14 protein-coding genes are annotated in these 22,765 nt (G+C 69.4%); 12 read left to right on the forward strand and 2 right to left on the reverse strand.

Annotation, left to right across the window (positions count from 1 at the left end; all coding sequences use genetic code 11):
* Positions 1-166 precede the first annotated feature (166 nt).
* The 6 genes from ACFWPH_RS27200 to ACFWPH_RS27225 all read left to right on the forward strand — a co-directional run bounded on the left by ACFWPH_RS27200 (position 167) and on the right by ACFWPH_RS27225 (position 10,685).
* Complete coding sequence (locus ACFWPH_RS27200; RefSeq protein WP_378754956.1) at positions 167-1,744, forward strand: TIGR02677 family protein; 1,578 nt, start codon at positions 167-169, stop codon at positions 1,742-1,744.
* Positions 1,744-2,961, forward strand: a complete 1,218-nt coding sequence (locus ACFWPH_RS27205; RefSeq protein ID WP_378754957.1) for a TIGR02678 family protein — start codon at positions 1,744-1,746, stop codon at positions 2,959-2,961. Before ACFWPH_RS27200 ends, ACFWPH_RS27205 begins: the two co-directional genes overlap by 1 nt.
* Positions 2,958-7,076, forward strand: coding sequence for a TIGR02680 family protein (locus tag ACFWPH_RS27210; RefSeq protein WP_378754958.1), 4,119 nt, complete (start codon positions 2,958-2,960; stop codon positions 7,074-7,076). Before ACFWPH_RS27205 ends, ACFWPH_RS27210 begins: the two co-directional genes overlap by 4 nt.
* 47 nt (positions 7,077-7,123) lie before the next feature.
* On the forward strand, positions 7,124-8,392 hold the full coding sequence (locus ACFWPH_RS27215; RefSeq protein WP_378754959.1) for a TIGR02679 family protein: 1,269 nt from the start codon (positions 7,124-7,126) through the stop codon (positions 8,390-8,392).
* A gap of 567 nt (positions 8,393-8,959) precedes the next feature.
* The gene (locus tag ACFWPH_RS27220; protein ID WP_378754960.1) at positions 8,960-9,889 is read left to right on the forward strand and encodes a hypothetical protein; all 930 of its coding nucleotides are present in this window, start codon (positions 8,960-8,962) and stop codon (positions 9,887-9,889) included.
* Positions 9,890-10,169: 280 nt separating this feature from the next.
* On the forward strand, positions 10,170-10,685 hold the full coding sequence (locus ACFWPH_RS27225) for a C40 family peptidase (protein WP_280416277.1): 516 nt from the start codon (positions 10,170-10,172) through the stop codon (positions 10,683-10,685).
* 33 nt (positions 10,686-10,718) lie between these two features.
* Here the strand turns inward: ACFWPH_RS27225 and ACFWPH_RS27230 are convergent, their stop codons facing one another.
* Positions 10,719-11,594, reverse strand: a complete 876-nt coding sequence (locus ACFWPH_RS27230) for a UTP--glucose-1-phosphate uridylyltransferase (protein ID WP_280416278.1) — start codon at positions 11,592-11,594, stop codon at positions 10,719-10,721.
* 508 nt (positions 11,595-12,102) lie between these two features.
* Here ACFWPH_RS27230 and ACFWPH_RS27235 point away from each other — a divergent pair.
* The 6 genes from ACFWPH_RS27235 to ACFWPH_RS27260 all read left to right on the forward strand — a co-directional run bounded on the left by ACFWPH_RS27235 (position 12,103) and on the right by ACFWPH_RS27260 (position 22,053).
* Entirely contained in the window at positions 12,103-13,767 is a 1,665-nt protein-coding gene (locus tag ACFWPH_RS27235; protein WP_378755095.1) for a DNA polymerase IV, read from the forward strand.
* A gap of 94 nt (positions 13,768-13,861) precedes the next feature.
* Positions 13,862-14,368 (forward strand): hypothetical protein, encoded by a 507-nt coding sequence (locus ACFWPH_RS27240; protein ID WP_378754961.1) that lies wholly within the window; start codon positions 13,862-13,864, stop codon positions 14,366-14,368.
* 310 nt (positions 14,369-14,678) lie between these two features.
* Positions 14,679-17,837 carry an arabinosyltransferase domain-containing protein gene (locus tag ACFWPH_RS27245; protein WP_378755096.1) on the forward strand — a complete coding sequence of 1,053 codons (3,159 nt, stop codon included), beginning with the start codon at positions 14,679-14,681 and terminating at the stop codon, positions 17,835-17,837.
* 34 nt (positions 17,838-17,871) lie between these two features.
* Positions 17,872-20,292: an HAD-IC family P-type ATPase gene (locus tag ACFWPH_RS27250; RefSeq protein WP_378754962.1), complete on the forward strand. Its 2,421-nt coding sequence runs from the start codon at positions 17,872-17,874 to the stop codon at positions 20,290-20,292.
* A gap of 188 nt (positions 20,293-20,480) precedes the next feature.
* Entirely contained in the window at positions 20,481-21,095 is a 615-nt protein-coding gene (locus tag ACFWPH_RS27255) for a GNAT family N-acetyltransferase (RefSeq protein WP_378755097.1), read from the forward strand.
* 139 nt (positions 21,096-21,234) lie between these two features.
* Complete coding sequence (locus ACFWPH_RS27260) at positions 21,235-22,053, forward strand: PhzF family phenazine biosynthesis protein (protein ID WP_378754963.1); 819 nt, start codon at positions 21,235-21,237, stop codon at positions 22,051-22,053.
* A 1-nt stretch (position 22,054) separates the two neighbouring features.
* On the opposite strand, the gene ACFWPH_RS27265 is transcribed toward ACFWPH_RS27260, so the two are convergent.
* Complete coding sequence (locus ACFWPH_RS27265; protein ID WP_378754964.1) at positions 22,055-22,765, reverse strand: hypothetical protein; 711 nt, start codon at positions 22,763-22,765, stop codon at positions 22,055-22,057.

Here is a 22,765-nt window from a genome sequence, read left to right on the forward strand (position 1 = left end):
GATCATGCAGGCTCCCATCATCGGTGAACAGTTCCGTGAGCTCCTTGTGCAGAGACAGGTCATTCGAGACCGCTCCCGAATCCACAGTGGATGCGTGGTTCGCCGGAACAGGCTGGTAGCCACAGTTTCTGCGCAGCCGTCGGTAGGGTTCGGCACAATGGTTCTCGTGAATTCCGACCAGCCGCCAGTGCAGCCGTTCGCTCATCTGAGCGCGCCCAATGCCGAACTCTATCGGGATGTGCTGGTCGTGTTCGTGCATGCCCGGGATCGGTTCATCGTCCATATGCGGCCGGAGGATGTGGCAGTCGAGCTGGGGCATTCGGGTGCGCCGGAGACCGTGGCGGCCGCGTTGGAACAGTTGGTCGGGTGGGGCAACCTGCGGTCGGATCCGGATACCGGCCGGGTGACGACGGTGGCCGATTTCCATCGGGCTCGATACCTGTATCAATTGACCGCCGCCGGGCAGGCTGCAGAGGAAGCGCTCGCCGTCTATGACGAGGCCCTGGGACGCCGGGGCGCACTCCAGTCGGTGGCGCTCGAGGACATCGCGAACCAGTTGCGGGCATTGGTGGCGCTCGCTCGGGCCGAGGTCGCCGATATCGATCCGGCGAAGGTGCATCTGCTGCTCCTCGGGCTGGTGGAACGGTTTTCCGGGTTGGCCGATAACGCTCAGGCTTTTATGGCGTCGCTGCGCCGGGTGATCGATTTCTCCGACGGTGACGTCGAGGCGTTCGTGGCCTACAAGCAGCGGCTGATCGACTACATCAACCGGTTCATCGCCGATCTCGCGAATCGCGGCGCGGAAATCGCGGCGCTGCTGGATGAGCCGGCCCCCGAAGCGGTGGAGCGTCTGCTGCGGCTGGTAGTGGAACGTGAGGCTCGCGATCTGGTGCCCGAGGTGGCCGAGATCCCGGACGCGAACCGGGACGCCTACGAAGCGGCGCTCTCCGACACACTCACCATATGGCTGAACCGGTGGCGTGGCCTGCGCGAATGGTTCGTCTCGGCCGATTCGCAGCACCCGTCGCAGGCCCGGCTGCTGCGCTCGGCGGCGGTCACCGCCATCACCCAGTTGATCGATACGGTCGCCACGCTGAACGAGCGACGCTCGGGCCGCTCCGACCGGTCCGCCGATTTCCGGGCGCTGGCCCGGTGGTTCGCCGAGGCGCCCGACGATGCTGCGGCGCATCGGCTGTGGCGGTCCGCTTTCGGTCTCACGCCGGCCCGGCATCTGACGGTGACGGCGGAGACGGTGCAGCGGTGGGAGAAAGTGGAGCCGCCGCCCGGCCTTCCGTGGGCCGAGGCGCCGGGGGTGGAGATCAGCCCGCAACTGCGCCGCACCGGCACCTATGAGCGGCGTGGGCAACCGGCCCGGGTCGCCGACCGCGCCGAGGCCCGCCGCATGCTGGCGGAGCAGGCCGCGCGTGAACGGCAGCAGGTCGCGGCCGCCCGTGCCCGGCTGGCCACCGGAGGCCCGGTGCTGCTGTCGCAGGTCGATGTCCTGGACACCCGCGTGTTCCGGCTGTTCCTGGGCTTGCTCGGCGATGCGCTGTCGGCGCGACAGCCTGGTGCGGCCGAGGTGGAAACCACCACCGGCGACGGTACAATGCTGATCCGGCTGACCGCGGTCGCCGACGCGCGGGACGTCGAGATTCCCACCGAAGACGGTGTGCTGCGCGGCCCGGAACATATCCTCGAGATCATCGACCTCATGGGAGCCGCCCTGGTGGGGGCACCTGCCTGATGGATTCGCAGGAAGAGCAGGCGCAGCGCCGCCGCGCGATGCGGGCGCTCCTGGCCAAGCCGCTGCTGACGGTAGTCGCCGACGAGGACGCTCTGCGTCCGGTCCGTCGACATGCCGCGTATCTACGGGACTGGTTCGCCGCGGAGACCGGCTGGCGGCTGCTGGTGGACGCCGAATCGGCGCGCCTGTTCAAGGTATCCGCCACCACGGAGGACGCCACTCATCCGGCGCGGGACGGAAAAGGCAGGGCGCCGTTCGGCCGACGGCGTTATGTGCTGCTGTGCCTGGCTCTGGCGGTGCTGGAGCGAGCCGACGCACAGGTCACGCTGGGCCGTTTGGCGGAAGGGGTGCTGGTCGCCGCCGGTGACCCGGAATTCGCCGCTGCGGGTGTCGAATTCACGCTGAGCCGCCGCGACGAGCGCGCGGATCTGGTGGCCGTGGTGCGGGTGTTGCTGGCCTGGGGTGCGCTGGAGCGGGTCGCCGGCGAGGAGGATTCCTACCTCGGCGATACCGGAGACGTCCTGTACGACGTCCGCCGCCGGGTGCTGGCAGCGCTGCTCACCACCGGCCGGGGGCCGTCGACCGTTACGGAACCGGGATTCGAGCAGCGGCTCGCGGTGCTGTCGGCCGAATCAGTGCCCGATACCGAGGATTTGCGGCGTCGCACGCTGCGCCACCAGCTGACTCGGCGGCTACTGGACGATCCGGTGCTCTACTACGACGACCTGACGGACGACGAACGAGCCTATCTGATCAACCAGCGCACCGCCATTACCCGCCGTATCGAGCAGGCGACCGGTTTGGTTGCCGAGATGCGCGCCGAGGGTATTGCGATGGTCGATCCGGACGACGACCTGACCGATGTGCGAATGCCGGAGCAGCGGACCGACGGCCACGTCACCCTGCTGATAGCGGAATATCTGTCCGGTCGGGTCGGCGAACCGGTACTGCTGGACACACTGCGAGCTCAGGTGCGTGCTCTCGCTCGTCAACACACCTCGTACTGGCGTCGTGGGGTCACCGAGCCCGGCGCAGACACCGAACTGCTCGAGATCGCCCTCACCACATTACGGGCCCTGCGGCTGGTAGCGGACTCCGCGCCGGACGCAGTCCGGGCGTTGCCCGCGATATCTCGGTATTCCGTGCGGGAAGCGGTGATTCGCGACGGCAGTGAGCCCCGGACACGCCGCACGACACGAAAGGGGCGGTTGCGATGAGTCTGCCTCCCGTCCCGGCCCGGCAGCGCTGGCAGCCGCTGCGGGCCGGACTGGTCGACCTGTTCTACTACGACGTCGAGGAGTTCCATTTCCACGATGGCCGCCTGTTGTTGCGCGGCAACAACGGCACCGGGAAATCGAAGGTGCTGGCGCTGACGGTGCCGTTCCTGCTCGATGGGGAGCTGGCAGCCCACCGGGTGGAACCCGACGGCGACCGCAATAAGCGGATGGAATGGAATCTGCTGTTGGGCGGTAAACATCCGCATACCGAGCGGCTCGGTTACACCTGGCTGGAGTTCGGCCGGCTGACAGCGGACGGCACCCCGGAATACCGGACCATCGGCTGCGGGCTCAAAGCGGCCGCCGGTCGCGGTATCGCCCGGCACTGGTTCTTCGTGACCGGACAACGTGTCGGTCATCGGGGTGTAGCCGAGGAATTGTCCCTGATCGGCCCGACGAAGGTGGCGCTGACCAGGGAGAAACTCAAGGACGCGCTCGGCGGTATCGGGCTCTACGATACGGCCTCCGACTACCGCCGCGCAGTAGACGAGGCGCTGTTCGGGCTGGGACAGCACCGTTACGAGGCGCTGGTCAACCTACTGATTCAGCTGCGGCAGCCGCAGTTGTCGAAGAAACCGGACGAGAAGCTGCTCTCCCGTGCGCTCACCGAGGCGCTGCCGCCGCTGGACCCGGTGCTGGTCACCACGGTGGCCGAGGCGTTCCGGGGGCTGGACGAGGAACGCGAGGCATTGCGCGGCCTGGCCGAGGCGCGGTCGGCGGGCGAGACGTTTTTGGGCCACTACCGCAGGTATGCGCGGATCGCGGCGAAGCGGCGAGCCGAACCGCCCCGCAAGGCGCATAGTCGCTACGAGAGGCTGAACGCCGAACTGGCCGAGGCACAGACGGCGTTCGAGCGGACCGAAGCCGCGGTGAGGGAGGCTGTGGCGGAGCGGAACACCGCCGTTGCGCGCCGTTCGACGCTCTCAGCCCGGCGCGACGCTTTGCACGACAGCCCGGAGATGCGCGACGCCAAGGCGTTGACTCGAGCGAAATCGGAGGCCGAGCGACTCGGCGTGCTCGCGACCGATCGCGAACGCGATCTCACCGGAGCTGCGGAGACGCTGCGGCGCAGGGAAGGCCGGCTCGAGGCCGCGCGCACAGTCGCTGCCGCCGACGCCGACGCCTACACCCAGGCCGCCGAGGCAGCGGTGGAGGCGGCGACCGAGGCCGGGGTGGCCGAAGGCCATGCGGCCGTGATCGAGGCCCTCGGCACGGACGCCGCGCCGTACCCCGTGGCGCAACGGGCAGGCAATCGGCTCGTAGATTCCACCTGGACCGCGCTGACTACGCTGTCGGGTCTGCTGGACACCGCGGAAGCGGCCGACGGGGCCGCGCGGCGTGCGCGCGACGAAGTGGATCGGATCACGGGCGAACTGCAACAGGCCGCCGAGCGGATACTGGCGGCGGAACAGGGTGTCACGGCCGCCGGAGCCGCCCTGGTCGACGAATTCACCGAATACCTCGGTGGCGTGACATCTCTGCGGTTCGCGGACCCCGATATGGTGCGGGCTGCGCTCGAGGTCTGGGTCGACACCCTCGACGGTCCGAATCCGGCGGACGCCGCCGTGGGCGAGGCGGCGCGACTGGCCACCGCGGCACTCGCCCGGGAACAGCAGGCAGTGGAGGCTGCCACCGAGCTGGCCACGGCCGAACGCGACGCGCTGACCGATGAGATCGAACGACTTGAGCAGGGCGGCCACGACGCGCCGGCCGCACCACCCACCCGGGACGAGGCCTTACGCCGCACCCGAGCCGGTGCACCGTTGTGGAAGGTCATCGATTTCACCGACGTGGTAGCAGAAGAGCAGCGCGCGGGAGTGGAAGCCGCGTTGCAGGCCGCGGGCATTCTGGACGCATGGCTGGACCCGGACGGCAGCCTGCATGACGGGGTCACCGACGACGTCCTGATCGCAGTGGGTACCGCCGCCGCGGACGGCGGGCTGACCACGGTGCTGGCTCCGGCGATCGATCGCGCCGACCCGCAGGCTGCGGCGCTGGACGATTCCGTTGTCACCGCCGTGCTGGGTGCTATCGGTTTCGGGCACGGCAGTGCTGATACGTGGGTGGACAGCGACGGCAGCTTCCGGATCGGTATCTTGCGGGGATCCTGGCACAAGGCCGCCGCGGCCTACATCGGGGAAGGTGCGCGGGAGACCGCGCGGCGTGCCCGGCTGGAACAGCTGAACGTCGAACTCCGGCAGGTCGAAGCGCGGCGGGAGACATTGGCCGCCTCCGCACTCGAACTGGCAGACCGTCAGGAGACGATCCTCATCGACCAGCGGCGCTGCCCGCCAGATACCGCTGTGCAGGAGGCACACGGCCGGCTGGCCGCCGAGCATCGCACCCGGCAACACCTGGACGGCAAACACGCCGAAGCCGTCGCGGAGCATTCACGCCGGGAACAACGCGCTCGCGAAACATTCTCTGCTGCGGAAGAATTCGCGCACGACGTGCTGCTTCCGGTGGATCGCGCCGCCCTGACCGGAATCCGGTCCGCGCTGGGTGACTATCGAGTGGCGCTGGCCGGGCTGTGGCCGGCGGCACGCGCGGACGCGCGAGCACGAGAGGCGGTGCGCGAAGCCGGGTACGAGCTCGAGTCGGCCACCGAATACCGTGACAAGGCCGCCGAGATCGCCGGGCAGACCCGGATGGAGGCCGACGCCGCCGCCGAACGGCATCGCACACTGGTCGAGACCGCGGGCACCGCCGTCGAGGAGCTGTTCCGTGAGCTCGAATCGGTCGGGCAGCAGATCACCGCGTGCGATAACGCCGCCGAGGCCGCGTCGGCTGCCGAGCGCCGTGCCCTCGGCGACCGCGGCCACGCCGACGGACAACGAGAAACGCTGTCCGGTCGACTCGACGAGGCAATCGCCGACCGGGAACAGACGATCGCCGACCTCCGCGCGTTCGCCGCCACCGGCCTGCTCACCACCGCACTGCCCGATCTGGTTGTTCCGGACGTGGCCGCGGACTGGGCTCCGACACCGGCGGTGACGCTGGCCCGCGCCATCGATGCCGAACTGGCCGACCTCGACGCCGGCGAACGGCCGTGGGAGTTGGTGCAGCAGCGGGTTTCCGCCGAGCACAAACTACTCACCGACACACTGTCCCGGCACGGTCACTCGGTGGGGCTCACCGTCCGCGACGGCATCATCGTGGTGGATGTGCGGTTCCAGGGTGTCCAGCAGGACGTGCCGGGCCTGGTACACGCGTTGACCGCCGAAACCGAGCACCGCGCCCTGCTGCTGTCCGCCAAGGAGCGCGAGATACTGGAGAACCACCTGATCAACGAGGTGGCCGGACTGCTGCAGGAACTGATCTCCGGCGCCGAGGACCGGGTGCGCTCGATCAACGCCGACCTGGAGGCACGACCCACCTCGACCGGTATGCGGTTACGCCTGCAATGGCATACGGTGCGCGGGGCACCGGACGGATTGGGGCAGGTGCGCGACCGGCTGCTGCGGCAGACCGCCGACGCGTGGAGCACCGCGGACCGTGCGCTGGTCGGAGCGTTCCTGCAGGAACAGATCAACCGTGAGCACGCCGACGACACCACCGGCGGCGGCTGGACCGAACAGCTGACGCGGGCGCTGGACTACCGGTCCTGGCACGAATTCCGTATCCAGCGCTACCAGGAGGGCCAGTGGCGGCCCGCGGCCGGACCGGCGTCCGGGGGCGAACGGGCACTGGTCACCTCGGTGCCGTTGTTCGCCGCCGCGTCCTCGTTCTACAGCTCCGCGGGGAAATCCCAGGCCCCGCGGCTCGTCGCGCTCGACGAGGCGTTCGCGGGAGTGGACGATGATTCGCGGGCAAAATGTCTCGGCCTGCTCGCCGCCTTCGACCTCGATGTCGTGATGACCAGTGAACGCGAATGGGGTTGCTATCCACAGGTTCCCGGGTTGGCCATCGCACAATTGGCGCGCCGGGACGGTATCGATGCGGTGCTGGTCACGCCGTGGCGCTGGGACGGCCGGGAGCGGGTCGAGGTGAGTCCGCCGGTCTCGCGGCTACCGGCAACCGCATCCGTTGCCCACACCGAAGGCGGTCTGTTCTGAGCGGCGCCGAAGGGGCCGGTGGTATCGGCAACGGAGATCCCGACCGGGTGCGACGGCTACTCGGCGGCGAAGAGCTGGCGTGGCTGGTGGACCGAGTGCGGCGCAGGCTGGAACGGGGGGAGCCGGCCTCCGGTAGCGCCACCTTGGCCGGGGCGAACCCGGAACAGCGCCGCGCCGTGGAGCGGCTACTCGGCAGGCGGGCACGGTCCGGCGGATCACTCACGGTCTCGCTGGACGAGTTGGACCAGGTATTGCGACGAAGTGGCGCGGCACCGGATGGACTGGCCGGTGCGGTGCAGTTGCTGGTGGGGGAGATCGTGGACCGGTCAGAGCGGGCAGTGGCCGAGGCTCGGCAGTGGGCGCTGGCACTGACTCCGCTCGATGAACTCACCGCACGCCGCCCCGAACTCCGGGAATGGCGCGAATGGCTGGACAGCACCGGCCTGCTGCGTCGCTGCGCAGCCGATGCGACTGTGGCGCAGAAACTATGCGGTGACCTCGCCCGGGTCGTCGATCGGCTGCCCGCCGTGGACCTCGCCCTCGGCCGCCTCGCCGCCGACGCCACCGGGGACGCGCATGCGCTCGACGACGGCCGGCCGCTTGCGACGCTGGCACTGTCGGCTGCCCGGGTGCTGGCCGGGTCCGCGCCGGCCGGGTCCGGTTCGGTGTGGGAGAAACGGGTTGCCTGGTCCGCGGTAGGCGTGCACCGCGACGAGTTGTCCTCGACTGTGCTGATCTTGGGGCTGCCGGGCGGTCCGGACTCGACCGCAGGCCGGATCCTGGCGCTGGCTCGCGCGGCCGGCGACCCCGTGGTCCTCACCCTGCGCCAGATCGACCGCGTCGAACCGGACGCCTTCGGGGTCCGCCAGGCGCTGGTCCGGATCTGTGAGAACCCGATCGTGGTGGCCTCCGCCGCCGACCGATGGGGACCGGACTGCCCGCCGCTGATCTGCCTGTCCGGGCACCCCTCCACCGCGGCCCGGAACCTGCTGGCAATGCTCTCCGGGGTCGGCGTGGAGTTCGCCTATCACGGTGACTTCGATTGGGGTGGCATCCGCATCGCCAACGCGCTAGCACAGCATATCGACTGGCAGCCGTGGCGATTCACCACTGCGGACTATCTGAACGCGCTGCCCCGGGTCGACGGCGGCACGCTGTCCGGACGCCCCGGGGAAGCAGTGTGGGACAGCGAACTGGCCGGGGCCCTGCGCCGCCACGGTGTGCGTGTCGAGGAGGAACTCGTACTCGACGAGCTGATCGGAGATCTCGCCCCTCGGCTGGACACGAGACAACCGACTGAGGTGTCCGATGGATAGTCCCAGCGAACCGTCGTTTGCCGACTCAGGACCCGTTGCTGCGTCCCCGCCAGGATCCCACGGCGGTCTGGCGATACCACGCTCTTGCCGCCGCGTAGTTGGGTCCGCGCGATCCGCGTCGCCAGGCCGACCGGCAGGAGTGGGCACGCACCCACCGGGAACTCATCGCTGGCGAGATCCTTGCTGTCGAGCTGGAATTCGGTGCGGCCGGGTCGTACAGTGCCGAGCTGACGGGCGGGTCGCTGGATCGGATCACGAAGGTGAGCCGGTAGTCCAGATCTCGCCGGATCCGGGCGATACTCGGTGATCGGCGGTGTGCGACAACACCATGGCACGCCGCCGGTCCGCGCGGGCCCCGGATCGGCGGGCGCCGGATCGGAGTTCTCACTGGTCACCGCACCGGCGGCGACTCCCTGTTCCTCTTCGCTGGGACCGGCTGTTGCCGAGCTTCGGCGGTGGTGGATCGGCGGTGTACCGGTGCTCTCCGTGACGATGTCCCGGAGAGCGCGGGTGCCCGCGAGGTTATGGCCATGACCGAGAGGGAACGGCGCACTAGGGTATGCGCCTATGGCTTCGGACAATCCCGACGAGTGGTGGCAACATGCGCCCGAGGGTCAACAGAAGAAGGATGCCCCGTCGGGGCAGTGGCAGCAGGGTTATCAGTCCCAGGGCGGTCAGCCGGGCGTGCAGTGGGGACAGACCGCGGGGCAGGCTCCGCAGCCTGTTCCGCAGTCGGGCGCATGGGAAGTGCCGCCGCTCGGCTCCGGTGGGCAGGGAGGCCCGCCGCGGAACAACAATGCCACCCTGATCGCGGTGCTGGCCGTGGTGGTGGTTCTGGTGCTGGCCGGTGTGGCCGGGCTGGTGATCCTACGGTCGGGGGGATCGGAGGAGAACACCGCCGCGGCGGCGAGCACCACCACGGAAACGACCGGTGCGACAACGACTACGGCCGCCGAGACCACAACGAGCGCGGCTCCTCCGGTGGAAGGCGCACCGGCGCTGAAGGAGGGCCTGTCGCCGGTCGTGCTGTTCGGCCCCACCTTCGAGGACGGTGAGGATACCTACACCATGGCCTTCAAGGATTGGCCGTTCGCATTCCGGACGCCGGGGTCCTGGGGCTGTATGAAGGGGTCGATCGACACCATCCCGGATGCCCAGGCGTGGGGGTGTATCGACGAGGGGGATTCCTCGGCCGATCAGCGAGTGAACCTGATGTTGCGTAAATGCCCGTCCACCTGTGACGCGGCAACGCGTGCCGGGTTCGACGCGGACTGGTTCGACAAGGAAGGTGCGGCGAAGCAGTTCGACCCGAACACCTCGTATGTCGAGACGCCCACGAACGACAAGGGGATGTACACCATCGACCTCAGCCGGTATGTCTCCGCCGAGCCCGGCGGTGAACCGGTCTGGCAGGTGGGCGTCTTCGTGGAGTCGCCGTCGGCCACCAAGGACGCGGTCCTGAAGACGCTGAACGACATCCTGACGCAAACGCAATAAACATTTTTGTGATTTAGATCACATGCTAGAAGTTTGCCAGGTTACTTGGTGAACGCCCTTCTGCCGGGCACAATCATCGCGATACCGCTGCGAACGTTCCCTCGGGAGCAGCGGGAACGGTGATAATTTCGCTCGGTTCTACCTGAGTGGGGTTGCGCCGGAGTGAATTCGCTCCGGCGTAGCTCCAGTGGTCCGCGGTGGCCGGCTGCTCGGCGGATGCCGCGAGTAAACCGGGGCGCCGCATGGTGTCTCGTGCATCGACCGGCAGAAGGGTGGGCACGTGATCGGGATCGCACTGCGGCGAGGTATCGCCGGCTTACTTCTCACCACCGCCGTCACCGCGGTCGCGGCCGCACCGGGTTGGGCACAACCCTCCGGCAGCGCGAGCGGATCGGCCTCCGGCTCCAGTTCCCTCAGCGCCAGCGGATCGGCCGGGCTCCCGGTATCGACCCTCGCCGGCCTCGGCGCCCTCGCCGCCGCCACGACACAGACCGGAAAGATGTACGAATGGGGGGCCACCGGACCGGACACCTGGGACTGTTCGGCCCTGGTGCAGTGGGCATTCCGCCAGGTCGGGGTGGCGCTACCGCGCACCACCTGGGAACAGGCGGAGGTCGGCGCGGCGGTACCCCCGTATGCGCTGGCCGTCGGTGACGTGGTGATCATCAACCGCGACGCGTCCCATGTCGGTATCTACGCCGGAAACGGGCAGGTGCTCAATGCCTACGGCGCCGGTGTCCCGGTCGGGCTCACGCCACTCGAACATTTCTACGTGCACAGCATCCGGCGCTTCTGAGTCGTCCGCGCCGACCGGCGATTCGGGACCCGCTCACTCCACCTGACGCCGCAGCAGCGGGCCGTAATCGGGATGGGCCAGCGCGGAGGCGAACTGTGCGACGAGGTAGTCGCCGGGGTTGCCGGTGTCGTACCAGCGGCCCTGGATGACCTGCCCGTACACGGCGTGATCGGCGGCATAGGCATTGATCGAATCGGTCAGGTACACCTCACCGGTGCGATGGGTGTACCAGTTCTCGGTCTGCGTGCGCAGTTCGTCGACAATGCCGGGCGTGACGACATAGCCGCCGATCGCCGCATAGGCCGAGGGCGCGTCGGCGGGTTTCGGCTTCTCCACCAGGCCGGAGATCCGCAGCAACCCGTCGTCCAGATCCTCACGCACCACCGGGACGCCGTAGCGCTGGGATTCGTTCGGGTTCATCGGCATCAATGCCAGCACCGGGCATCCGGTGGCCTCGTAGGCACGAATGAGCTGCTGCGCGCGCGGAACCTCGGCCACGAACACATCGTCGGGCCACAGCACCAGCATCGGCTCGTCGCCGGCGGCGCGGGCCGCATTCAGCACCGGGGTGCCGTTACCGTACGGGCCGTGCTGATCCAGGTAGGTGATATGCCCGAGCCGCGACAGTTCGCCGACCTCTTCCACTGCATCGGCGTAGGCGGTCTTACCGTCGGCGCGCAGCTGGGCCACCAGCGCCGGATTGGGGCGGAAATGATCCTGGATCAGCGATTTTCCGCCACTGACCACGATCGTGATATCGGTGATACCGGAAGCCACCAGCTCGCGCACCGTATGCTCGATCACCGGCTTGTCGCCGACCGGCAGCATCTCCTTGGGGATCGCCTTCGTCAGCGGCAGCAGCCGGGAGCCGATACCGGCAGCGGGAATGACAGCCTTGCGGATCATCATGGGGCCGAGTTTATGGCGCGCCCGGGTCGCGCGGGGGTTCCGGGCCCAAGGTTGCGCGTTTCCGCCCTCCGGATGTCGCGGGTGACCTCGCCGAACCCGCTCCCGGGTGGCGGCCGGCCGAATCCACCGACGTGGTGCGGAACCCAGCGGGGCTTCGGCGATCGCCGGACTCCGCAGCCGGTTGCTTGCGCGATGAGCGGCCGGGGCCCGCTGTGGTCCGGTCATCCAGCAATCAGACACTCCGGGCGAACACCGAGCAGTCAGAGTACTCGACGCCGGACAGACATCGGGGGCCGGCAGTGCCTGCCTGTGCAGGATCCGGAGTTACTCGAAGGGATCCGGCCGGGCCCGGCGGCGGCGCCGTGTTCGGTGCAGTCCTGTGCGGGGGCCCTATGCGGTCTGGCCGGTCGGCTGTCGGTGTCCGCGCGTAGATTGCGCGGCATGTACCAACAGGGGTGTGACCAGTGGTGCGAGTGATGTGGGCCGGGCACCCGCGGGCCCGCCGGTGGTGAGTGGCGAGGGTCCGGAACGTCGTTCCGGAGCAACTCGGCACGTGTTCGCCGGGGAAACCGCGCGGCGCTGGGTGCTGCATATCGATATGGATGCGTTCTTCGCCTCCTGTGAGCAGCTCACCCGGCCGACGTTGCGGGGCCGTCCGGTACTCGTCGGGGGGACCGGCGCGCGTGGGGTGGTGGCGGGGGCCAGTTACGAGGCGCGGGTGTTCGGGGCGCGGTCGGCCATGCCCATGCATCAGGCGCGGCGGTTGGTCGGGGTGACGGCGGTGGTGGTGCCGCCGCGGGGGGCCTTGTACGGCGTGCTCAGCGGCCGGGTGTTCGACACCTTGCGGGCGCGGATCCCGGTACTCGAAACACTGTCGTTCGACGAGGCGTTCGGAGAACCCGCGGAACTCGCGGGTGCGAGTGTGTCCGCGGTGCTGGATTTCTGCGCGGAGCTGCGCGCGGCGGTGCGGGAAAGTACCGGGCTGGTGGCTTCGGTGGGTGCGGGTACGGGCAAACAGCTCGCCAAGATCGCATCGGGAATGGCCAAACCGGATGGGATCAAGGTGATCGCGCCCGGTGAGCAGCAGGAGTTGCTGGCCGGGTTGCCGGTCCGCAAACTCTGGGGGATCGGGCCGGTGGCGGAGAGCCGGTTGCGGGCCCTGGGCATCGAAACGGTCGGGGCGTTCGCGGCTTTGCCCGAGGTGGAGGCCGTATCGATCCTGGGCGGAAGTATCGGCGCCGCGCTGCACCGGCTGGCCCGCGGTATCGATGATCGGCCGGTCGCCGAGCGTGCCGAGGCGAAACAGATCAGTGCCGAAACCACCTACGAGACCGATATCGTCACGCTGGAAGGATTACGCCCGGCGATCACCGAGATGGCCGCGGCCGCGCACCGGCGGCTGGTGCGCGACGGGCGGGCCGCGCGCACCGTGGTGCTGAAACTCAAACGTGCCGATATGAGTATCACCACGCGGTCCAGCACCCTGCCCTATGCGACCGAGGATCTGGCCACGCTCACCTCCGCGGCTCAGCGGGCGGCGCTGGACCCGCGGGACCTGGGGCCGGTGCGGCTGGTGGGGGTCGGGTACGCAGGTTTGTCGACGATCCGGCAGGAATCGCTGTTTCCCGAATTGGACCGGTTGGGCGCGGATTCCACGGATTCCGGTGCGGACGTCGCCGGCCACGGCGCAACGGTCGCGCCGGCGCGCGATCTCGCGCGCGGGTCACCGGACGACGAGACGAATGGACCGGTGGGGCAGGGGCTCCCCTCGGCACCCTCGGTTGCGGGTGCGGCGGACGGCGAACCGGGCCCGGACGGCGCGGAGCTGCGGCCCGAGTTTGTGGCACGAGAGCAAGAGAGCTCTGTGGATTCGGTGAGATCTACCGTGGGCGAGCCCCCTTCCGGGCCGTCGGCCGGGCCCGCCGCCGGGCCGCGCGCCGAAACCGTCGACGCGGCGGCGGATCCGGGAGTAACCGCTGGTGGAGTCGTGGACTGGCGGGCCGGATCGGATGTCGTGCATCCGGAATTCGGTTTCGGCTGGGTTCAGGGAGCGGGCCACGGGCGGGTGACCGTGCGGTTCGAGTCCCGCTCGACAGGGCCGGGGATCGCGCGTACTTTCGCTGCCGACAACACCGAGTTGCGCCCTGCGGACCCGCTCGGCAGCCTGTCCTGAATCCCGCCGGGTAGGTTGGTGCCGGGCAGCGTCGCCGGTTCGGTGGGGCTGCCGCAGCGCACGACACCGAACCCCGAACGCAAAGGACGAGCAGTTGAAGCTTCGCAAAACCGGACGTATCGCGATCGCCGGCCTGGCCGCCGCGGCCGCGCTGACCCTGACGGCGTGTGGTAGCGATGATTCCGACTCGGACACCGCAGCGGCGACGAGCACCACGGCCGCGGCCGAGACCACGGAGGCGGAGGCCGAGACGCCGCCCGTCCCGACCCCGGCCGATCTGAACACCCAGCTCCAGCGCGCGCTCGACCCGAACGTTCCGAACGAGGAAAAGCTGGAGATGGTGCAGGGCGCCGAGGCGGATCCGGAGCTGCCGTCGAAGCTGAGCCAGTTCTACGCCCAGTCGGGCGCCACGATCGAGGTCACCGAGGTACAGGATTTCGGGACCGAGATCCAGGCCAAGGCCAATCTCACGCTGAACGGCCAGACCAGCGTGGCGGATGTGCCGTTCGTGGCCGAGGACGGCGTGTGGAAGGTCCAGCAGCAGTGGACCTGCACCATGCTCGCCAATGCGCAGATCCAGTCGCCTGCTTGCGCGGCCTGAGTCGGGCGTATGCCGAATCGGCCGGTCCGCACTCGTGCGGGCCGGCCGATTTTCTGTCGGGTGGACCTTTCGCCGGACCGGCACGTACGGGCTGGGTACAGCGTTGCACGCGGACTGCCGCGCTCCCGCCCAGCCGTGCAAGCGCTGGTCCGGGCCCTGCGCCGGTGCGCGCCGGTGTCGACGCCCGGACCGCGGGTATCTGTGGATGAGCCCGCCGTGATCGCGCCCGTTAGGATGGCGCTCCGTGGCTGACACGATGGTGGTGGCGGCGTCCGAGCCGGCAGAGATCTCCGATAGTCCGCGACCCCGAATGCGGGGCGGCTGGGCACGGCCGGTGGCCCTGGTGTCGGCGCTGATCGGCGCGTTGCTCGCGGTAGCGGTTCCGTTCCTGCCGGTACGAGTGGACGCGGCGACGCTGTCCTGGCCGCAGGACGATTCCGCCGCATCGATCGAGGCGCCGCTGGTCGCCTACGCGCCGCTGAGTTTCGAAGCCACTGTGCCCTGCGCGGCGATCCAGCAACTGCCCGCCGGTGGGGTGCTCTCCGCCACCGCGCCCTACGGCGCGCCCGATCTGGAGCGGTACGGGTTCCTGGCCCAGGTCCGGCCGCCCACACCCGAATCCGGGCCCGTCCTCGACGTGGTGCTGCGCAACCAGTCGCTGTTCAGCGTGCCGGTGGCCGAACTGGCGCCCGGGTGTGAGCTCACGGTGGGCGCCGGGATGACCGAGGCCGTGGCCACGCTCACCGGGCACGAGCCGGTGGTGCTGGGCGGGGATTACCGGCCGCAGATGGTGGGGGTGTTCAGCGATCTCGCCGACCCGGCCGGTGCCAGTGTCACCGCCGAGGTGGACAGCCGGTTCAGCTCCACCCCGACCCTGGTGAAACGCCTCGCCATCTGGGCGGCCGTGCTGGCGACCGTGATCTCGCTGGTGGCCCTGCACCGCCTGGACAACCTCGACGGCCGCCGTGCCCGCCGCTTCCTGCCCGCCCGCTGGTGGACCTTCCGGCCGGTGGATTTCGTGGTGCTCGGCACCCTGGTGCTCTGGCATTTCATCGGCGCCACCACCTCCGACGACGGCTATCAGTTCGGGATGGGCCGCACCTCGCAAGCGGCGGGGTATATGGCGAACTACTTCCGGTACTTCGGTGTGCCGGAGAACCCGATCGGCACCCCGTATTACGACCTCATCGGGCTGATGGCGGATGTGAGTACCGCCAGCCCGTGGGTGCGGCTGCCGATCTTGCTGGCGGGGATCGTGGCCTGGATGGTGATCAGCCGGGAGGTGGTGCCCCGGTTCGGGGCCGCGCTGCACCGCAACCGTTTCGTGCCGTGGACCGGTGCGCTGGTCTTCCTCGCGGTGTGGTTGCCGTACAACAACGGCCTGCGGCCGGAGCCGCTGGTCGCGCTCGGTGTGCTGCTCACATGGTGTTCGGTGGAGCGCGGGATCGCGACCCGGCGGCTGCTGCCTTTCGCGGTCGCGATTCTGATCGCGGCGTTCAGCTGTACGGCGGGTCCGCATGGGCTCATCTGTCTCGCCGCGCTGCTGGCGGGGTTGCGCCCGCTGTTCAAGATCGTTTCGGCGCGGGCGCGGCGGGTCGGCTGGCTCGCGCAGCTGCTCCCGCTCGGGGCCGCGGGCGTGCTGGTGCTCGTCGTCGCCTTCGCGGACCAGACGTTCAGCGCCATGCAGGAAATGAGCCGGGTGCACAAACTGGCCGGGCCGAATGTGCTGTGGTTCGACGAGTACCTCCGCTACCAGTACCTGTTCATGGGCACGGTGGACGGTTCGCTGGCCCGCCGGTTCGGCATCTTCGTGATGGTCGTCGGCCTGGCGGTGTGTCTGCTGACTCTGCTGCACAAGGGCGGCCGGATCCCGACCGCCGCGGTGGGGCCCTCGCGCCGGATCCTCGGGGTCACCATCGGCGCCATGGTGCTCATGATGACGACGCCGACCAAATGGACCCACCATCTCGGGGTTTTCGCCGGGTTGGCAGGTGCGGTCGCGGTGCTCACGGCGGTGGCGGTCGGGCCGCGGGTGATGCGCGGGCCGCGTAACCGGGCGTTGTTCGCCGCCGGGGTGGCCTTCCTGATGGCGCTGGTGTTCTCCGGGCCCAACGGCTGGTGGTACGTCTCCTCCTTCGGTATTCCGTGGTGGGACAAACAGCCCTCGATTGCCGGTATCGCCCTGAACAAGGTTTTCCTGCTGGGGGCGGTATTGCTGCTCGCGCTGGCGGCATGGTGGCATGTGCGGGCACCCGATACCGGACATCATCGGATTTCCCGGTGGGGCTGGCGCTTCGCGAAGATTCCGCCGCTCACGGTGGCGGCCGCATTCATGGTGCTCTTCGAGGTCGCCTCGTTCGCCAAGGGCGCGGTCAGCCAGTATCCGGCGTTCTCCCTGGCCAGTTCCAACTTCGGCGCGCTCACCGGAAACGCGTGCGGGCTGGCCCCGCATGTCCTGGTGGAAACCGATCCGAACCGCGGCATGCTCGCCCCGCTGGCCGGTGACCCGGCCACCACCCTGGCCGGCAACGCCAGTACCGGTTTCACGCCGACCGGTGTGGCGGCGGACCTGAGCGCCGACAGCGAACAGGGCGCCGATGCCGCGATCGCCGATTCGATGGGGAGCGAGGGCGGCGGCACCGGGGTCGCCACCGAAACCGCCGGTCCCGCCCTGCCGTTCGGTCTCGACCCCGCGACCCCGGTACTGGGCAGTTTCCAGGCCGACGGTCCGGCGGAACTGACCAGCGGCTGGTTCCGGCTGCCGCCCGTCGCCGACCGCGAAGATATCCTCGCCGTGAGCGCCGCCGGCCGGATCTGGTCCCGCGACGCCGACGGGGTGGTCACCCACGGACAGTCCTTCGAACTCGAATTCGGGTCCACCACCGCCCCCGGCGCCTCGGCCACCGAACCGGTGGCGCTGCGCCGGGTGAACCCGATCGATATCGGTCCCGCGCCGTCCTGGCGTAACCTGCGGGTTCCGCTGGAGCCGTACGCCGATGCCGATACCGTGCGAATCGTCGCCCACGACCGGGACCGCGACCCGCGGCAGTGGCTCGCCTTCACCCCGCCGCGGATGCCGCAGACCCAGGACCTGAACAGCGTGGTCGGGTCCACCGATCCGGTGCTGCTCGACTGGGCTGTCGGGCTGCAGTTCCCGTGCCAGCGGCCGTTCGACCACCGCACCGGTATCGCCGAGGTGCCGAAGTACCGCATCCTGCCGGACCGGGTCGGCGCCCACGACACCAGCCTGTGGCAGAACCACGACGGTGGCGGCCCGCTCGGCTGGACCGAACTGCTGTTGTACGCCCGCACCCTGCCGACCTACCTGAACCACGACTGGGATCGCGATTGGGGCCAGCTCCAGCAGTTCCTGCCGCGGGATCCGGACGCGGTACCCGCCCGGCCCCGGGTCACCCAGGAAGATCACCCGGGCACCTGGACACCCGGTCCGATCAACGTCTCCTGGTGAGCCGCCGGCCGCGACGCTGGTTACGCTGACCGTCATGTCGACAACTGTGGAGGCTGTCGGGTCGTCCGGGCTCACCGCCGCTGAGGTGGACCGGCGGCGCCGGGACGGGCTCACCAACGATGTGCCGGACCGGGCCAGCCGCTCGGTCCGCGATATCGTCCGGGCGAATGTGTTCACCCGGATCAACGCCATCCTGGGTGTGCTGTTCGTCCTGGTCATGGCCACCGGTTCGGTGATCGACGGGATGTTCGGGCTGCTGATCGTGGCCAACAGCGCGGTCGGCATCATCCAGGAGGTCCGGGCGAAGCGCACGCTGGACCGGCTGGCGATCGTGGGCCAGGCCCGGCCCACCGTGCGCCGCGACGGCCGCGCCGAGCAGATCGCGCCCAAGGATGTGGTGCTCGACGATCTGATCGAACTGGGCCCCGGTGATCAGATCGTGGTCGACGGTGTGGTCGCCGAAGCCGAATTGCTCGAAATCGACGAATCGCTGCTCACCGGCGAATCCGACGATGTCGCCAAAGAGGCGGGCGCGCAGGTGCTCTCGGGTAGCTACGTGGTGTCCGGTTCGGGCGCCTATCGCGCCACCAAGGTCGGCAAGGACGCCTATGCCGCGAAACTGGCCGAGGAGGCCAGCAAGTTCACGCTGGTGAATTCGGAGCTGCGCAACGGGATCGACACGATCCTGAAGGTCATCACCTACCTGCTCATCCCGGCCGGCGCGCTGAGTATCTACAACCAGCTGGTGTCCAGCGGGGAATCCTGGCGGCCCGCGGTCACCGGGATGGTGGCGGCGCTGGTGCCGATGGTGCCGGAAGGCCTGGTGCTCATGACCTCCATCGCGTTCGCGGTCGGGGTGGTGCGGCTGGGGCAGCGTAAATGCCTGGTGCAGGAGTTGCCCGCGATCGAGGGCCTGGCGCGAGTGGACGTGGTGTGCGCGGACAAGACCGGCACATTGACCGAGAACGGGATGCGCCTGGCCGAGCTCCGCATGCTCGAGGAGGGCGCGGAAGCCGCCGCCCGGCAGGCGCTGGCGGCGATGGCGGCCGACGATCCGCGGCCGAATGCCAGCGTGCAGGCGATCGCGGAGGCGCTGCCGGATACTCCCGGCTGGAAATACACCGCGGTGGCGCCGTTCTCGTCGGCGAAGAAGTGGAGCGGTTTCTCCTACGGCGAGCACGGCGACTGGCTGCTCGGAGCTCCCGATGTGCTGCTGGACCCGGGTTCGGCCGATGCCCGCGCCGCCGAGGAACTCGGAGCCACCGGCCTGCGGGTGCTGCTGCTCGCCCGCGGGGACCGGGCCGTGGACGCGGCAGATGCGCCCGGCACGATCACTCCCGTGGCGCTGGTGGTGCTGGAGCAGAAGGTCCGGCCCGACGCCCGCGACACCCTGGACTATTTCGCGAGCCAGGACGTGTCCATCAAGGTCATCTCCGGTGACAACGCCGTCTCGGTCGGCGCCGTCGCCTCCTCGCTCGACCTGCCCGGCGGTGACCACGCCGTCGACGCCCGCACCCTGCCCGAGGACCGGGACGAACTGGCCGGGGTCCTGGCACAGCAGAGCACCTTCGGCCGGGTGCGGCCCGACCAGAAACGCGCCATGGTCGGCGCGTTGCAGTCGCGCGGGCATACCGTGGCGATGACCGGCGACGGGGTCAACGATGTGCTGGCGCTGAAGGACGCCGATATCGGTGTCGCCATGGGCGCGGGCAGTCCGGCGACCCGCGCGGTCGCACAGATCGTCCTGCTGGACAACAAATTCGCGACCCTCCCGTATGTGGTGGGTGAGGGCCGGCGGGTGATCGGCAATATCGAACGCGTCTCGAACCTGTTCCTCACCAAGACCGTGTACTCGGTGCTGCTGGCCTTCCTGGTGGGCGCGGCGGGGGTGGGCTCGCAGATCTTCGGCTACGACCCGATCGGCTATCCGTTCCTGCCCCGGCATGTGACGATCGCGGCCTGGTTCACCATCGGTATCCCCGCCTTCATCCTGTCGCTGGCACCGAACAACGAACGTGCCCGGTCCGGTTTCGTCGGCCGGGTGATGCGATTGGCGATCCCGTCGGGTGTGGTGATCGGCACGATGACTTTCATCGCCTATCTCATCGCCTACGCCGGACCCGAAGCCGGCGACGAGCAGAAGATGCAGGCGGGTACCACCGCGCTCATCACGCTGATCATGATCGCGGTCTGGGTACTGGCGATCGTTGCCCGGCCGTACAACTGGTGGAAGATCGTGCTGCTGGTCGTCTCGGTGGTCGCGTACCTGGTGCTGTTCACGGTGCCGTTCACCCGGGAGTTCTTCGCACTCGACCCGTCGAATATCGCCCTCACCACCGCGGCCTTCGTCTGTGGCGCCGTCGGCATCGTCCTGGTGGAGGTTGCCTGGTGGGTAAGCGCGACACTACGCGGCGAATCACACAAACTGGTTCCCGCGGCTCCGGGCGAATCCTGAATCATCGCCGGTGGTTACCCGCACCACTTGCCTGGTGTGCTGCGGTCCGGAACTTGTCACCGTGCCGGGTTATTGTCACGGTCTCCTCCGCGCGGCGGCGGCCGACACCGCTCCGGGACGAGCCGGGAGTGTCCGGCTGCGCGGGGCAGGCAACTCTTTCGTCGAGAGATAGGACACTTCAGATGTCGATGGAGCCCGACGTCCGTCCGGCGCGTCGCGACGAGATTGCGGCGCTGTCGCGCACGCTGGCCGCCGCCTTCCAGGACGACCCGGTGATGGAGTGGATGCTGCCCAGCCCGCAGCGGCGGGCGACGGGCCTGGAGCGACTGTTCGACGCCCAGACCCGGTATCAGCATTTCGCGTCCGGCGGTGTGGATATCGCCGTGGACTCGGCGGGAGCGATCGCCGGTGCCGCGCTGTGGGATCCGCCCGGCCGGTGGAAAACAGCGCCGCTGACCGAGCTGCGGATGCTTCCGCAGATGGTGCGGGCGTTCGGCAGCCGGATGCGGGCAGGCAAGCAGTTGGTGGACCTCATGACCGCCGCGCACCCGGAAGAACCGCATTGGTACCTCGCGACCATCGGCACGGACCCGGCGCAACGTGGCGGCGGGTACGGGCGTTCCCTGATGAACAGGCGGCTCGAGCAGTGCGATCGTGAGGGCGTACCGGCCTACCTCGAATCGAGTAAAGAGGTGAATATCGGCTACTACGAACGGTTCGGGTTCGAGGTGACCGGCACGATCACCGTCCCCGGTGGGCCGGATCTGTGGCCGATGTGGCGCGCGCCGCGAACGGGAGCCTGAGCAGCCGGACGCCGCCGGACTGCTCGCGACACCCCGCCCCGACCGGCGATCCATCGCCTGAGCGGGGCGGGAGCCGGATCCGTAGAGGCCCAGATGGCTTGTGCAGGGGGCTTATTCACCGCTGGAGTACCTTCATGGCATGGAGGTTCTGCTGCACCAGATCGACGCGTTCGCCGACGCACCGTTCTCCGGGAATCCGGCCGCGGTCATGCCGTTACCGGATTGGTTACCCGACAGCGTGCTGCAACAACTGGCCGAGGAGAACAACCTCGCCGAGACCGCGTTCTACACCTCGCGCCTGCCTCCGGAAGCCGGACCGCCGCCCGGCGACGGGCCCGCCTACCACCTGCGCTGGTTCACCCCGGCCGTGGAAGTGGCGATGTGCGGGCACGCGACCCTAGCGAGTGCCGCGCAGATCCTCACCGATATCGCGCCGGGGGAGGACCGGGTCGGTTTCTTCACCCACAGCGGCTGGCTGCGAGTGGAGCGCACGGACGACGATGTCTACATCCTGGACCTGCCGGTCGTCGCGTCCGCGCCGGCCGAGCCCGATCCGGCGCTGACGGCCGCGCTCGGGGTGGAACCGGTGCGGGCGTTCACGGGCACCGATGTGGTGCTCGTGGTGGAATCCGAGCGGCAGGTCCGGGATCTGGCGCCGGCGCTGAGCGCGTTCCCGCCGCTGGCCCGCGGTGTGATCGTGACCGCGCCCGGCGACGAGGTGGACTTCGTATCGCGGTTCTTCGCACCGGGTGCCGGCGTCCCGGAAGACCCGGTGACCGGTTCGGCACATGCGCAGCTCGCGCCGCTGTGGAGCGCCGAACTCGGGCGGCAGCGGATGGCCGCCCGGCAGCTGTCCCGGCGGGGCGGCACGCTGGGGGTCGAACTGGCCGGTGACCGGGTGCTGTTGAGCGGCCGGTGCCGCCGGTATCTCGACGGTGTGGTGAGCCTGGATTTCTGAATCAGCCGGCCGGGACGGGGCCGTCGTCGGGCCGCGGGGCGACCGGGTCCGCGCTGTCCGGGAGCAGGGGTGCCACCGCGAACCGTTCGGCGACGGCATCCGCCGGGAGCGCCTGGACCGCGCGGACTCCGGGCCGGCCCGCCAGTTCGCGCAGCCCGGACAGCGGCGCCCGGACGACCAGTCCGGGTGAGCACGCACAGCCGGCGCGCAGCCGGGCGATGGATACATCCAGGACCTGGGCGCCGCGGGTGCCCTCGGCGGTATAACGGCGGCGGTCGGCCAGCTGCCAGGCCGCGTCCGTACCGGACCGTTCCAGCGCTGCCGCGTTCTCGGGAACCTGTACCGCCACCAACGGGGTCGCCACCCGGGGGAGCGGCACTTGATACAGCGCCTGGCTCACCCGCACACCACCCGACAGGCCGGGGAGCGCGGCGGCGGGCAGATAGTCGGCGAACGACACCAGCGCCCAGCGGTCACCGTCGTCGGTGCCGGACAGCGAATCACGGGCCCGGTCGAGGTATTCCGCGATCGTTTCCCCGGTGTCGGGGCCGAGCCGGTCGGTGGAAACCGCGTCCGGGACGGGCGGGTTCGTGAGACCGAGCGCCACGACGATCGCCGCGCAGACCGCGGCCGCGGCACCGAAGCCCAGGGCCCGTAGCCGGCCGCGGTCGCGTACGGGCTGCGGTTGCGCGGGATCCTGGTCGGCGGGCAC

The organism is Nocardia sp. NPDC058499, from assembly GCF_042719915.1.
Classification (GTDB): domain Bacteria; phylum Actinomycetota; class Actinomycetes; order Mycobacteriales; family Mycobacteriaceae; genus Nocardia.

Coding starts and splice junctions, on each gene's coding strand:
- ACFWPH_RS27205 (WP_378754957.1), top strand. CDS start 1,744: ATGGATTCGCAGGAAGAGCAGGCGCAGCGCCGCCGCGCGATGCGGGCG.
- ACFWPH_RS27220 (WP_378754960.1), top strand. CDS start 8,960: ATGGCTTCGGACAATCCCGACGAGTGGTGGCAACATGCGCCCGAGGGT.
- ACFWPH_RS27245 (WP_378755096.1), top strand. CDS start 14,679: ATGCGGGGCGGCTGGGCACGGCCGGTGGCCCTGGTGTCGGCGCTGATC.
- ACFWPH_RS27250 (WP_378754962.1), top strand. CDS start 17,872: ATGTCGACAACTGTGGAGGCTGTCGGGTCGTCCGGGCTCACCGCCGCT.
- ACFWPH_RS27210 (WP_378754958.1), top strand. CDS start 2,958: ATGAGTCTGCCTCCCGTCCCGGCCCGGCAGCGCTGGCAGCCGCTGCGG.
- ACFWPH_RS27260 (WP_378754963.1), top strand. CDS start 21,235: ATGGAGGTTCTGCTGCACCAGATCGACGCGTTCGCCGACGCACCGTTC.
- ACFWPH_RS27255 (WP_378755097.1), top strand. CDS start 20,481: ATGGAGCCCGACGTCCGTCCGGCGCGTCGCGACGAGATTGCGGCGCTG.
- ACFWPH_RS27230 (WP_280416278.1), bottom strand. CDS start 11,594: ATGATGATCCGCAAGGCTGTCATTCCCGCTGCCGGTATCGGCTCCCGG.